Origin of the sequence: Cobetia sp. MM1IDA2H-1 (assembly GCF_002916775.2) — a bacterium.
GTDB classification, from domain to species: Bacteria; Pseudomonadota; Gammaproteobacteria; order Pseudomonadales; family Halomonadaceae; genus Cobetia; species Cobetia marina.
Genome location: NZ_CM133225.1, coordinates 1,522,660 through 1,536,441, shown reverse-complemented (window position 1 = coordinate 1,536,441; position 13,782 = coordinate 1,522,660). Strand labels below are relative to the sequence as shown.

At 65.0% G+C, this 13,782-nt stretch carries 7 protein-coding genes; all 7 read right to left on the bottom strand.

Annotated elements, in window-relative coordinates:
- Positions 1 to 7 precede the first annotated feature (7 nt).
- The 7 genes from BOH68_RS06550 to BOH68_RS06520 all read right to left on the bottom strand — a co-directional run bounded on the left by BOH68_RS06550 (position 8) and on the right by BOH68_RS06520 (position 13,773).
- Positions 8 to 2,605, bottom strand: coding sequence for a type VI secretion system Vgr family protein (locus BOH68_RS06550; protein WP_077377220.1), 2,598 nt, complete (start codon positions 2,603 to 2,605; stop codon positions 8 to 10).
- Between the two features lie 144 nt (positions 2,606 to 2,749).
- Positions 2,750 to 3,907, bottom strand: coding sequence for a hypothetical protein (locus tag BOH68_RS06545; RefSeq protein ID WP_077377223.1), 1,158 nt, complete (start codon positions 3,905 to 3,907; stop codon positions 2,750 to 2,752).
- Positions 3,907 to 5,019: a type VI secretion system protein TssA gene (gene tssA, locus BOH68_RS06540; protein WP_077377226.1), complete on the bottom strand. Its 1,113-nt coding sequence runs from the start codon at positions 5,017 to 5,019 to the stop codon at positions 3,907 to 3,909. The genes BOH68_RS06545 and tssA overlap by 1 nt, the downstream gene beginning before the upstream one ends.
- A gap of 388 nt (positions 5,020 to 5,407) precedes the next feature.
- Complete coding sequence (locus BOH68_RS06535; RefSeq protein ID WP_065392475.1) at positions 5,408 to 5,953, bottom strand: Hcp family type VI secretion system effector; 546 nt, start codon at positions 5,951 to 5,953, stop codon at positions 5,408 to 5,410.
- A 236-nt stretch (positions 5,954 to 6,189) separates the two neighbouring features.
- Positions 6,190 to 8,682 carry a type VI secretion system membrane subunit TssM gene (gene tssM / locus BOH68_RS06530; protein WP_077377229.1) on the bottom strand — a complete coding sequence of 831 codons (2,493 nt, stop codon included), beginning with the start codon at positions 8,680 to 8,682 and terminating at the stop codon, positions 6,190 to 6,192.
- A complete protein-coding gene (gene tagF, locus BOH68_RS06525; protein ID WP_077377232.1) occupies positions 8,679 to 9,761 on the bottom strand; it encodes a type VI secretion system-associated protein TagF in 1,083 nt (360 codons plus the stop codon). Before tagF ends, tssM begins: the two co-directional genes overlap by 4 nt.
- A gap of 4 nt (positions 9,762 to 9,765) precedes the next feature.
- Entirely contained in the window at positions 9,766 to 13,773 is a 4,008-nt protein-coding gene (locus BOH68_RS06520; protein WP_077377235.1) for a type VI secretion protein IcmF/TssM N-terminal domain-containing protein, read from the bottom strand.
- Positions 13,774 to 13,782 lie beyond the last annotated feature (9 nt).

Genomic DNA, 13,782 nt, shown 5'->3' with positions numbered 1-13,782 from the left:
AACTTCCTCATAACGCGACAGCGCCGGCGTTGTCGTCATCGGCCCCTGTCATCTGTGTCTCGCAGCCACCTTCGGGTAACTCAGGCATGGCGCCCTCCAGACTCGCAGGCCCGCCAAAACTGTGCTGTGCGCCTTTGACATCGACCTTGCCCGGCCCATGCACTTCGATGTTGCCGCCACTCAGGCGGATATAGCCGCCGCCGCTGGTGAGCAGAATCTCGTTCTTGGCCTGGATGGTGACGGTGCCTTCGGTGGAGATGATGGTCATGTCCTTCTCGGAGGTCAGTTCCATCGCATCACTCTGCGCCTGCATTTCCACCTTGCCACGTGCAGCAAACAGCTTGATGCCGGCACGTTGCACGAACAGCGAGAACTTTTCGGAGAGCGAGGCGATCAGGCTGCGGCCGGTGGCCAGATTGATGTCTTCGCCGCTGGTGATGCTGAGTGACTTGCCCTGGGCCAGATGGGTGGATTCCGGCGTACTCAGCGCGATGCCTGCCGGTGAGCTGACATGCAGCCAGGGGGCGTCGAGCCGTGCGGCTTCACCACGCCCGCCAGCGCTGGCGCTTGAGGCAGAGCTGCCATCGAAGTTGGTGCCGCTATCTGCCGCACCGTAACGCCCCTGGGCATCGTCACTGGCCTGCTTGAGGTTGATGCGCGACTCTAGCGCTTCTGCGTTGTGGCTGGTGGCACTCTCGCTGAGCGTATTGGAGAGCTGATAGGCGCTGGCCAATTGTTGCTGAGCGGGCGTGAGATCGAGCTGTTCGCCACTGGCGGCGATCTGGCCCCAGCTGGTCAGCAGCAGGCCCTGATGCGCGCGGATGGCGCCATAGGCGTCCGAGCGCAATTCGAAGCCGGTACCGCGGAAACTGCCGCGTGTGTTGCCCTGCTGGTGGATCAGATACCCCAGATTGAGCTGGGACTTCTCGTGCTCCGAGTTCAGGCGCACACGCTCCTGATCGGTGGCGTCATCGAACACCAGCTCGTTGTACTTGTTGCCGCGATAGGTCTTGCTCTTGAGGCCCGAGAGCAGGCCATTGGAGTGCCATTGCGGGGCCTGGTCGCCGTTGTAGACGCGCCCGGTGATCAGCGGGCGATCCACGTCGCCTTCGAGGAAGTCGACGATGACCTCCTGACCAATGCGCGGCACGAAGACACTGCCCCAGCCGGCACCGGCGTTGGGTTGCGCGACACGCAGCCAGCAGCTGGCGTCGGCGGCGCCCTTCTCGCTGCGGTCCCAATGGAACTGCACGCGCACGCGGTTGAGCGAGTCGGTGTGAATCTCTTCGTTCTCGGGGCCGACGACAATCGCAGTCTGCGGGCCACCCAGATTGGGGCGCGGATGATCGAGAGACGGTCGATACGGCTGACTGAGACGCTGGGATTCGAAGTCGATCAGGTACTGACCGGTGCCGACATCGGCGTAGTCTTCATGAGCGCTTTCATTGAGGCCATGCGCCTGGCGCGCCTCGGCCATGCGCGCCTGCAGGCTACCCGGTAGCGCCTTGAGGTGTGCCGACACCGGCAGCGCATTCTCGGCGCAGATGGTCAGGCCCAGTACGAGGAATTCGCGCTCACTGGAATCGCCATCTTCATGGCGAGCGTGCTGGCTGAGTTCGAACCAGCGGCCGACCTTCAACTGGCGGGTGCCCCCGGCGCCGTAGAAGCGCTTGGCGCGGGATTCATGGGCCTCGAGGCGATTGACGGTCAGGCGTTCGCCGCGCGAATGGTCATCAAAGTAGTACTCGCCGGGGTAGTCGTAGACTTCCTGCTCGCTGAGGTTGCCCTGATCACTGCGCGTGTCCTGGCCTGAGCGCTTCTCCAGGCCCGGCTGCTTGTAATCGAAGGTGCCGAGGCTGACGCGAGTCGGTTGCTGCTGACGGCGGCCGCTCCACTGGGTGATGGAGTCTTCCAGTTCAGTGGCATCCTGACGGTGGAAGCGAATCACCTGCGGCTCGACCGGCGCACAGGTCGCGACATCGTCGGTGATGACGAGGCGATGACCATTGAAATCGCTGTCGTCAGAGGCGTGTTCGAAGTAGTAGAACAGCCCTTCCTGCTCCATCAGGCGATTGACGAACTGGAAGTCGCTCTCACGATACTGCACACAGTAGCTGCGCGTCGGATACTCGCGGCGCAGGTCCAGCCGCCAGCCGCCCTGGGCTTCGCCTTGCGCGATGGCATGATGCGAGAACACCGACTCGATGACCTCGACGGCGGTGAGGTCCTGAAAGATGCGGCTGTCACGCCCGAGCTTAAGCATCGCCATCCACGGCACCAGCGTCAGCTGGTAATAGAAGACGCCACCGTCCTCACCGAGCAGTGCGGCGGACTCGACCAGTCCCGAGAGCTTGCGGTAACTGCCATCGGCCTGACGCACCGAGAGCGCCGCCGGCTGCGCCATCAGGGACTTGAGTTCGATATCGCCGTTCTGGGAAATGCAGTCGAGGGTATAGGCGAAGGGACGCGACATGCGCTCTTCCCCCACCAGGCGATGAGGGATGAAGTCCGCGCCGCTCATCTCAAGCGTGAGCAGGCGCTCGTTCTGATCCAGTGAAATCTCGAACGACTCCAGCAGGCTATCCAGCCAGGAATTCTCTGCCATCCTTAACATCCTCACGGTGCGCGCTTGTTCGCTCGGCAAGCGAGTGCACCGGCTTATTCAGTTCGGGTCATGCGTCTCAAGACGCAGCGATGTTCCACACAAGGCCAGCACAGTCAGCACAGGGCAAGCGCAGAGTCGTCAGCGCTAACCGGCACAGGGCGTGAGTGCCAGCATCCGGGTCCGGGTATCGTCCCGCAGCGACACGACCAGGGCGCTGTCGTTGTCTTCCAGTTCCGCGATCGCCAGCACCAGCGCCAACGCCAGCCAGGCATCGCCCGGCCAGCCGCAGAAGCTGTCGAGCGTGGTGCCATCCTCGATCATGTCCAGTCCCGGCCAGCGGTTCATCAGGCTGGTGCCGGCTTCCACCGCGCGGCCAGGCAGCCCGAGGCTATCCATCACCAGACGCATGGGCTCGAACGGCTCGCGGGTAGAGGCATGCTCGTCATTTTCCGCCTGCGCGGGCCACTGGCGTTCGATCAGCTGTGTCAGCGGTGCCGGCGTGCGGCGCAGCTCGCGGCTGCCTCGCTCGGGATGAGACAGCGTTGCCGCCAGCGGCACCTGCCAGCCCTGCAAGGGCGCCGGTGAGTCAGGCGCGAGACGCTCGAAGAGCAGCGCCGCGACAGCCTCACCGGGAAACAGACCGCTCGGGCGGGAGGCATACGCCAGCTGACCGCATCGCGACAGCTCCGAGACGCTGCTGTCGAACAACAGCGAGTCGACGCTGAGCCAGATGACATGCGGCATGCCACCCGACGCTTCGGCGGCCAGCAGTTCATGCAGGTCCTGCTCGGCCGCCGCGCGATGCGTGACGCTGCCCAGCGCGTCGGCGAAGGGCGTGGCCGCCACCGTCTCGCGCAGGCGTGCGATGAACCCCTCCACCAGGCTGGCATGACGGATCGGCGCACTCAGCACGATATCGAAGGGCGCGCCCTCCGGCAGCGCTTCCAGCATCAGCAGCGCGTCGATGATCAGAGCCTGGATCAAGGTCTCGAGCCGCTGATGGCGGCGATCGAGACGTGCCACCTGCTCGCCGGAGGCAGGCGATGCGCCCGCCTGCCCCAGCGCGATTTCGTGTACCAGCAGGCCATAGCCATCCGGGCCACGCAGGGTCGCGGAGATCTCGGCCGCCGCCGATGACGGCAGCTGCCCCTTGGCCACCGCCCCTGCCGAGGTCAGCGCCACGCCATCCAGCAGACACAGGGTGTCGGTGCGGTAGTCGCTGCGCACCTTGACGATCGGCGCCTCGGGCTCTGCCGGGCGCACCTGCTGCAGGCGGTCATAGATCGAGCTCTTGAACATCATCAGTGATCATCACGCCGCTGAGTGCCCAGGGTTTCACGGATGCCATCCACGACATGTTCCTCGCGGATGACATCACGCAGCCATTCTTCCAGCGGCATGCGACCCCAGCGCACGGCGCGTTCGACCAGATACGGCACCGGGCTGTGCGGCTCGCTGCCCTTGAAGTACTGGGCGACGCCATTGAGCATGTCGAAGGCTTCCTCGCGGGTCTGCGGCGTGGTGCGCAGTGCCGCCGGTGCCATGCCCGCCTGAGCGGACGGCGTGGCACTCGCATCCCCGGTGGAGGCATCGCCACTTGCGGCGTCCGTCACCTCTACATCGCTCTCGGCAGATGCCTGGGCCTCATCGTCCAGGCTGACCCCGCGCTCGCCCAGCAGTCGCTCGATCAACTGGGTGCAATCCGCCAGACCACGCTGCAGCTGACTGAAGGTCGGCGCGCTCACCCCCAGCTGGGCATTGAGCTGCGCCACCAGACCGGCCAGCGCCTGCTGGCACTTGACGATCTGCTGATGACGCTCGCGGAAGGTCGCCGTCTCGGTCAGCACCACGGAGCGCTGGAAGATATCGGCATTGATCTTGCCATCCGCCAGCGCGCCTTCCATGGCATCCACGTCGGTACGCGCCAGGTTCTCGACCTGACGCGACTCCTCATAGCGGTCGAGCCCGTAGAGCTGCCCTTCCACCAGCGGCAAGGTGCCGATCATGCCGGCGAGGGTGTCATCCAGCCAGGTCAGACGTGCGACACGCTCTTCATCCCCTTCCTCGAGCGTCGGGTAAAGCGTCTCCCAGTACTGCTCACACAGCGCCGTCATCAGCTCCAATCCCCAGGCCAGGCCCGTGAAGTGATCACGATGCGCCAGGCCTTCGCAAAGCCAGCCCGCCAGCGACAGGTCCTTGCTCTGCTCGGCCAGACCGTCGGCAGTCAACGAGATGACGGCGTTCCAGTCGGACTTCTTGAGATCGGCCTGCCATTCGCCCTGGCTCAGGTAGGCCGGGTCTGCGCGACGCGCTTCCTTGATCTCATCAAAGAGCAGCGAGAACCCCAGGTCCTCTCCTGTCCCATGAGCGCCGATTGGCGCGAGCAGTTCATCGCGGTCCCATTCGTCGGCCATCTTGTCTCTCCTGAATCACGTGTTGATCGCGTTGCGAGGCAACGCCTGCGAAATCACTGTGGCGCAGTGCTGTTGTGTCAGAGCCAGTTAGCACAGCGCTATTGGTACAGCGCTATTGGCACAGGCCCTGTTGGCAAAGAACTGTTGGCAAAGAGCTGTTGGCACAGCACTGACAGCGCAATGATTTCGCAGGCGCTCATCGAGGCAAACGGGGATGCGCAAGGGGAAAACAGACATGCCGGGAGAGCCTTTCGCTCCCCCGGCATGCCTTCTACCCGGACGTGATATCCCCTGAAAACGAGCTCACGCCAGCACGCTGGCCAAGCCCCGGGATGCCACCCTCCTGTTCATGGGCGGCGACTCACGCCGCCGCGCCATGAGCCGATACTCAGGAGTAGACGCGGTTGCGCGTGCGGTCCCAACCACCGGTGATGTTACCGCCACCCTGGCCATCGCTGCGCTTCTGCTGGGTGTAGGTGACCTTGATACGCGCGAAGTTCAGCTTGATCTCTTCAGACGGCAGATCGTGACGCGAGTCGTGCACGGAATCGGTCGCACCGCCACCGCCGGCCTGGGAGAAGGACGCCATGCCTTCCAGGTCCACGGAAGACACGATGACTTCCTCAAGCTTCACTTCCATGTAACGCACCTGCTCGCCACCGGCACGGTGAACCTGCAGGGTGATTTCCTTGATGTGCTGGCCGCGGCAGCACGCTTCGAACAGCTTCGGAGAAGCCTTGTCGATGAACTTCTTGATCGCGAACTCACTCAGGTTGACGCGCTCGGCAGACGCGCCGCCCGCAGAGCTGGCCGTCGCGGAAGTCGCTTGGCTGGCGCCGAATTCAAAGCTCAGCAGCTCGATCCAGTCCTTGTGATTGGTGTCCAAGCTCTCGCCCGGGATGCCGTCGATCTTGAGGTAGGCGTCAAAAGCCATGGTAAAACTCCATTTCAGTCATGTGATGGGTAGGCATCACGGGTAGCAGCACTCCCTGGCTGCCACCTGCAACGCGCGTTTGGACACGCTACCGCCAGGAGATGCCATCCAGGCACCCCCACTGCGTATGTCCATGCTTCTCCGCTCTCGTGCTCCGGGCCTGCCTTCAGGCCTGTCATCCAAGAGCTCGACTCCTCCATGAGTCGGCAAAGTGAAAACGGTTCAGCGCAGGCGCATCAGTTCAGCGCACGCACTTCAATCTCGACACGACGATTGGGCGCCAGACAGGCGATCTTGTCGGTGCGCGACATCTCGCCATCGCACTTGACCAGCGGACGATCACTGCCGGCCCCTTCCGCGCCGATCAGCTCACCCGGCAGCCCCTTGCCCACCAGATAGGTGCGCACGGTCTCGGCGCGCTGCAGTGAGATCCGACGGTTGGCAGTGGCGGACCCGATCGGGTCGGCGTGGCCGGTGATGGTGATGCGTCCCAGGTTCGGCGTATTGGAAAGTCGTTCGGCGATGGCATTCAGCTGACGCTGCCCCTCGCCCTGCAGCCCCGAGTAATCCGCACGCCCGAAAGCGAACAGGGTGTCGGATTCCAGCGTGATGGTCTCGACGGTGCTCAGGGAGCGGTCCAGCAGACCATCGATGTAGTTGCGACTGGATGACACCAGGAAGGTGTTGTCTTCCAGACGCGGCACGTCCGGGCGCACGACCTGCTCGGCATAGAAGTTGACCTGACGGCTGGCATATTCCAGATCACGGCTATCGCGCGGCACATCCTCCCCCTGGGTGATGGCCGGATACCAGTAGACCGGCATCTCGCTACGCAGCCAGTCCGGCTCGATGTCCTCGCGCGGCGTGCGCGACAGGGACAGGTAGGTCTTCAGGGTGTTGTTGCCGAAGTCCGCCAGCGCCTGGGCCGAGTTGTCACGTGGCTGGGCGTGGTCCTCGACACCCGGAACATGGATATCGGTCTCGCGCGGGCCATCCTCGCGGTCATGCACGCTGATGGTCGGCAGCATGAACAGCGACTGGTTGAGGTTGCTGGCGATCGGCACCAGCATCGTCTGACGCAGCGCGCCGAAATAGACGTCTCGCAGCGCGGGTTCCAGCGTCTCGCCTTCATAGAGCCCGAAACCGAGCGACCAGGGCACGCCATGCTCGTGATGGCGAGCATCGTAGCGGGCCGCGCTGTCGCGCAGGGCATCCAACGTCGCCCACTGGGCATAGGCATTCGGCTCGCCGGCATCTTCCTCGTAGGCGGCATCCAATGCCTGGTCCAGCGCGCCGAGCTCGCGGGTATTGGCGGTGAAGGACACCGCCCAGGCCAGGCACATGGCCGCGGCGAGCGCCAGTGCCAGCCACACCCAACGCAGCTGACGCCGACGCTGGAGATTGGCACCACCATAAAGGCCGACCAAGTGCTGGTCCGGCAGCACCACCCGCGAGAACAGCCCCGAGACGAACAGCGGCTTGCCGTCCTGATGGCCCGGCGCATGACGCTCGGTGACGGCGAAGCGTGACGCCACGTTACGCCCGTGGGCTGCTGTGCTGGCCTGCCCCTCGGAGAGCGCGCTGGTGAAGTAGAAGCCGCGCAGCAGCGGTGCCGCCTGATAGGGATTGACCTTGAGCAGCTCGGTGACGAAATCGGTCAGGTGCGGAGCCAGCGCTTCCAGCTCACGCGGGAATTCCACCGCTGCCGGTGCCTCGCGGGTGCGCACGATGTCGCCCTCCACCAGACAGCGCTCACCGGTGCCCGCACAACGTGCCACCAGGCGAGTCATCGCCTCACTGAAACGAGTACGCCAATCCGCCTCGGCATAGCCCTGGTGCGGGAAGCTCATGCCCAGCACTTCATCGCGCTGCGCCGGGGCCAGCTGCGCATGGAACTCACGGAAGCCGGGAATGTGATCACTCTTGGTGAACACCAGGTAGATGGGCAGAGCCGCACCGAGACGCTCGTAGCTTTCCTGGATGCGCTCGCGCAGCTGATGTGCCAGTGCCTCGACGTCATGGCGGTTCTGGAGCACTTCATCGATGCTGACCGCGACGATCAACCCGTTGAGCGGCTGACGCGGACGATAGCGACGCAGCATGTCGAGGAAGGCACGCCACTTGCCGACTTCCTCCTCGGAGCTGACGTAACGTCCTGCGGTATCCAGCAGCACGGCCTCACTGCTGAAGAACCAGTCACAGTGACGGGTGCCGCCGATGCCCGCGACACGTGCGCTTTCGCGCTCCGCGAAGGGGAAATCCAGCCCTGAGCGCGAGACCAGCGTGCTCTTGCCCACCGCAGGCTGACCGATCACCAGATACCAGGGCAGCGTATAGAGCACGTCCCCCTGCCGGTTGAACCAGCCACCCCGCTTCTCGCTGGCACTCTTGCGCATGCGGTCCAGCGCCGCCAGCAGTCGCTCGCGCAGCAGGCTGACTTCCTCGCGGTCCTGGGGCGCGGCACTGAGCACGGCGTCATCGGCGTTCTGGATCAGCAACGACTCGACATCCTGACGCTCGCCCACCCCACGGTAGAGCAGCAACAGATAGAAGGCGGAGGCGACGAGGAATGCCAGAATGCCGACCAGCAGGCTATCCAGTGACGGGAAACCCAGGCTCACGCCGACGCCCCAGATCAGGAAGATGCCCAGGAAGAACAGCACGCCCAACCAATACGGGCGGTATTTGAGGATGTAGTACTTGAGAACGTGGAGCTTGAGCTTGTTCATGTCGGTGCCGATTCATCCTTGGATATGTCGCCGTATGCCATCTCTGCACTGCCCGGGTGTCTGGCTGGCTGCCCCGCCTTGTCGGCCGCGTCTGCAAGCGCAGCGCCATCTGCAAGTGCGACGCCATCTTCCAGCGCGGCGCTGTCGTTCAACGCGAGCAGGTAGGCCCCCATGCCCAGCGTCTGCGCCGCCTCTGATACCTGATCTGCTGCCGGCCCCGCTACCTGAGCCGCCTCGCCCTGCGCGCTTCCGAGCAGGCGCCAGCCACCGAGTGCCTCGGGGGCCGACTCGGCCAGGATGCGCAGTGCCTCCTGGTCATCGCGCGTGAAACGCACGAGCGTCGGGCGCATGAAGTCGTCGACGATCACGCTGATGTGCCCCGGCGCGCCATTGTCATGCTCCAGCCAGTGCAGCCACAGATCCGCCGCCGGACGCTTCAACGCGCGCTCCGGTGGCAGCGGCAATGCCACATGGCCTCGCTGGCCATGCCTGGCTGCCGACTGTCGGCGCAATGCCTGCATGTCGCGGGTCAATCTGCTGGCACTCACATCGGGAAAGCCACTGGCCAATGCACGCGTGAGGTCTCCATAGCGCACGTCTTCCAGAAAGCGCGCGAACAGACGCCGGTGCAGCTTGAGATCGGAATCATCCAGCGGGCGCAGCGCCTCGATGCCCGCCAGCAGACGCTCCTGCGCCTGCTGGGGGTCTGCGCAATGCATCACATCGCGCAACAACTCCCGCACCTGCCCCGCGAAGGTCTCGCCGAGGGTATGCACCCCGACGCTGCCTTCCACCACCGGCGAGACAGCCAGCCGCTGGAAGACCAGCAGCGGGTAGCGTCGCCCGGAGGCGTCCTGCGAGGGCGACATGGCACCCATCAACCAGGCGCCACCGCTGGCACGGTAGTGAAAGAAGCACAGCGGCAAGGCGTCGAAGCGTGCCTGCCAGTCTTCGTCGCGCTCGGCCATGCGATTCAGCGCCCGCTGCCACCAGCCATCCAGTTCCCGAATGTCCTTGTGGCCCGCGTGATGGGCGATGAAGTCCGCGCTGCCGGGCAGCTTGCCGAAGAAGCCGATCATGCGGTCATCTCCCGGCGACCGAAGGCATCGACAGGTTGCGCACCTGCTTGAGGTCCGTCAGCTTCACGCCGCCGAAGTTGCGCGCCTCGAAGCTCACCGGGCCGACCGGGGTGTACCAGGTGAAGCGCTGACGGGCGGTGTCCAGATCGGTCACGTCCGCGGATTCGATCAGCTTCAACAGACTCCAGCGATTGGGGAAGTTGAAGACCGTGATGCGGCGGCCGTCACGTGTCACCACATCCAGTCGCGCGCCGGAGACTTCCGGGTCGCCCGGCCAGACGAAGCGCTGCCAGTGTTGACGACCATTGCGATACACCTGCTGCTGGCCATCCAGTGTCAGCTGGATCGAGATCAGCCGGGAGGAAGGCCGGATCATGATTTCGAAGCCGTTTTCCACATCCGCCAGACTCTCCAGTACCCGGCCCACTGCCGTGCCCTTGGTGATGGTGGCGGTGATCTTGGGGTCTACCAGCGGTGTGCCGTCCTGTTCGCCCTCTTCCAGATTGCCGACTTCTTCATTGTCGAAGCGGGTCAGCAGACCGGTATCGGGATCGATGAACTGGCGCAGGTCACGCACGGACGTCTCGTTGCCGGAATCACTGACCGGATAACGGCCACTGACCATGCGATGCCACGGCGACACGACCTGCTCACCCCAGGCGGCGGCCAGCTGTGAGGCCACCGGCCCCTGCAGACTGGCCACCGAGTAATCGATGGGCGCACGGAACAGGCGCTGCAGCGACTGCACCAGCGGTTCCTGCGAGGTATCGACATTGGCGGCGACATAGTCACGGGCCGCCGAGATTTCATTGGGCTTGCCGCCGATCATCTCGGCCAGCAGCTGCTTGGTGCGCTTGCCGACATCGCCACGCTCGAGGCCATCGAGGCGCACCTTGAGCTGACGCAGGCGCAGCTGATAGCGATTCATGACCGAGGCATCACCGCCCTGGCCTTCATCCTGGGCGAACAGGCTGGCGACCGGCGCGAAGTGGTCCGCAAGCTGGCCATCATGAACGCGGGGCAGCCCCTGCATCACGCCGGCACTTTCGGCCACCTCGGCGCCACTGCCTTCCAGCCACGCCACTGTCTGATCCCACATGCCTGCCGACTCGACGGCAGGTGCGGTGTCATCACCTTCACCTTGCGGCTGCGGTGCCTTGCGGGCCTCGGCATCACGGCTGTCCCAGCGCGTGTTGTCATCCACGACGGCCATCAGTGTCTTGAGCGGTGAGCGCTGATAATCGCTGAAGCGCGCCAGGCGCTGACGCGAGAGCGCCAGCCCTTCGAAGCGACGCACCCCGACATCGGCCAGGAAGCGCTCCCAGGCCTCGGCGTAGTCACGCTTGTAGTGGGCCAGAATGGTCGCGGCGAATTCGCTCTTGCCCTGGGCCGCATCGGGGTTCTCGTCTTCCAGTACCCAGTCATGCTCCACCGGCAGGTCCGAACTCAGCGTCTTGAGCAACTCGGGGCGTACGAACTCGTCCCACACACGGCGCGTGAAGAAGGCCGGCACCGATTCCCCGGCATACAGCAGGCCGCGTGCGCCCTCATCCGGCAGCATCACCGACAGGGTCATCGACGGGAAACGGGCTTCGGCCGCCAGACGCAGACGCAGGTATTCGCGCTCCGCCGGCGAGTTGTCGAGCAGGAAGGCCTTCAGGTCACGGCGTGAACGCGCCACGCGGTCCTCATCACGCACCAGCGCAGGCGCTTGGCCCTGCGCCAGGTATTCGCTGTAGAGCGCAACGTTGTCGGCGATGCGCTGATCGCCGCCCGGCACCTGACGATGGCTGTCGGCCAGCTGATGCCAGGCACGCGGCAAGGCTTCACGCACGAAGGCGACATCTGGGTGCGCGACGGGATCACTCAGGATCAGATACAGCTTGAGCGCATCGTAGGCATCGATGAGACCGGCGACCTGCTCCGGCGTCAGCTGATTGAGCACTTCACTCGAGAAGGCAGGCCCGCCGGGCATGCCACCCTCGGCCGGGCCACCGTCTCCCGGCACGGTGCCATCACCGCCGAACCCCGCAGGCGAGCCACGCAGGGCGTCTGCCTTGTCGCGCAGCGCCTCACGGCCCTGCTGGCGTGTGCTCCAGTAGGCGTCATTGACGCCACCGCGCAGGCGATAATCCGCCTCGCCCTTGAGCTGACTGGCCAGTTCGCCCGGCGAACGCGGCACGCTGCCCAGCGTCGGGCGCTCAGTCAGGCGCTGACGCAGGCGCTCACCGCTGGAGGTCAAAAGTGACTTGCCATCCTCGATCAGCACATCGGAGGCACCGGCCTCGGATGCGCTCTCCCCGCCCATGGCCTGCAGCGAGGCAGACTCGGAGACGATGCCCAGCGACACCGCCAGGCGACCGACGGCCCGCAGGCGGGCGTCCAGGTCCTCGGCCAGCGGCGCCAGCACCTGCTGCTTGAGCGTCGCGAAATACTGCGCTTCAAGCGTGGTGCCCAGGCGCTCGCCGCCATCCAGTCCCATGTGCTGATACCAGGGCAAGCCACCGTCTTCACGGGCCTGCCGCACGCGCGACAGCTCATCGTGGAGCAGATCGAGCTGCACGCTCGGCGTCACGGCACCATCAAGCGAGGTCAGTTGCGCATCGACAGCCTCGAGACTGGTGCGGCTCTGGTAGTAGGCGTTGCCAAGCAGACCCAGCGTCACCGCACCTGCCACCCCGCCCACACCGATCAACAGCGGGTTCAGGGAGCGGCCCTGGCCATCGCGTGCGTAGTGACGCACCAGGTTGCGGTCCGGAATCATCACGTCACGGAAGACACCGCCGACGAAATAGGGACGATCGCCGACGGCAGCACTCGCCGCTGTTGCGGACTGGGCGACACTCGGCTCCTTGAGCGCGAAGCCCTGACGGACCTGCTCATCGAGGATCGCCGGCATCGCGCTGCCATCCTGCAAGGCGCTGGTGAAATAGATGCCGCGCGTCAGCGGCCCACGCGCGCTGTTGCGACGCAGATCGAAGGGCTCGAGGAAGTCGGCCAGCAGGCCTTCCATCTCGGCAATGTATTCCGGGAAGTGCAAAAGCTCACTGTCCGCCTGCTGACCACGTTCACGCAGGGCCGCTTCCACATGGCCGCGCAGCCCCGCCACCATCTCGGGGAAGTGTCTGGAAAAGGCTGCCACGACGCCCTTCTGGCGTGCCTCGGCCACCGAGAACGTCATGCCCCACGGCGCATGGCGGGCATCGCTGTCCAGGGTATTGAAGGCGGCGGTGAAGCCCGGCAGCTGGTCGGCCTTGGTGAACATCAGGTAGACCGGCGGCGAGGCATCTAGAGCGTCGCGAAAGTCATTGATGCGCTCGATCAGCTGGCGTGCCAGCGCGTGGTTCTCGTCGCGCGGCGCATGCAGCAAGGCCGGCAGGTCGACCACGACCACCAGGCCATTGATGGGCGCACCGCGACGGCGACGCGCCAGCAGACGCAGGAAGTCACTGAAGGCACGCGCCGGCTGTTCCTCGGCGACGTAGCGCCCGGCGGTGTCGATCATCAGGGCATCATTGCCGAAGTACCAGTCGCAGTACTGGGTGCCGGAATCGCCGCCCAGTCCCGCCACGCTGGAACTCAGGCCGGAGCGTGTCAGCAGCGAGGTCTTGCCGGAGGACGACAGGCCCAGCACCAGATACCAGGGCAGATCGCTGAGCGAGGCACTGCCGCCCTTGTGCAGCCCACGCTGGGCCCGCAGCATGCGCAGCGCCGACTTGAGACGCTCACGCAGCACTTCGTAGTCGCCGGCTTCGGTAGCGGCATCCGCGGCTTCGCGGTCCACTTCCAGCTGGACGAGGTCTTCCAGATCACGCTCGGCGCGCACCTTGCGATACTTGCGCAGCACGATGGCCAGCAGCCACACCGCGGTCAGCAGGGCCACGGCGATCGCGAGGCGTTCCAGCGAGCCACCCAGACGCGGCACCCACCAGACACACAGCACGACACCGGCCAGCCACAGCAGTGACGACGCCAGCCAGAAACTCTTGAGGAACCCTAGCACCCGTTTCATTCAGTCACG

Excerpts from the sequence above, each read along its gene's own strand:
- BOH68_RS06550 (WP_077377220.1), bottom strand. The coding sequence starts at position 2,605 with ATGGCAGAGAATTCCTGGCTGGATAGCCTGCTGGAGTCGTTCGAGATT.
- BOH68_RS06545 (WP_077377223.1), bottom strand. The coding sequence starts at position 3,907 with ATGATGTTCAAGAGCTCGATCTATGACCGCCTGCAGCAGGTGCGCCCG.
- tssA (WP_077377226.1), bottom strand. The coding sequence starts at position 5,019 with ATGGCCGACGAATGGGACCGCGATGAACTGCTCGCGCCAATCGGCGCT.
- BOH68_RS06535 (WP_065392475.1), bottom strand. The coding sequence starts at position 5,953 with ATGGCTTTTGACGCCTACCTCAAGATCGACGGCATCCCGGGCGAGAGC.
- tssM (WP_077377229.1), bottom strand. The coding sequence starts at position 8,682 with ATGAACAAGCTCAAGCTCCACGTTCTCAAGTACTACATCCTCAAATAC.
- tagF (WP_077377232.1), bottom strand. The coding sequence starts at position 9,761 with ATGATCGGCTTCTTCGGCAAGCTGCCCGGCAGCGCGGACTTCATCGCC.
- BOH68_RS06520 (WP_077377235.1), bottom strand. The coding sequence starts at position 13,773 with ATGAAACGGGTGCTAGGGTTCCTCAAGAGTTTCTGGCTGGCGTCGTCA.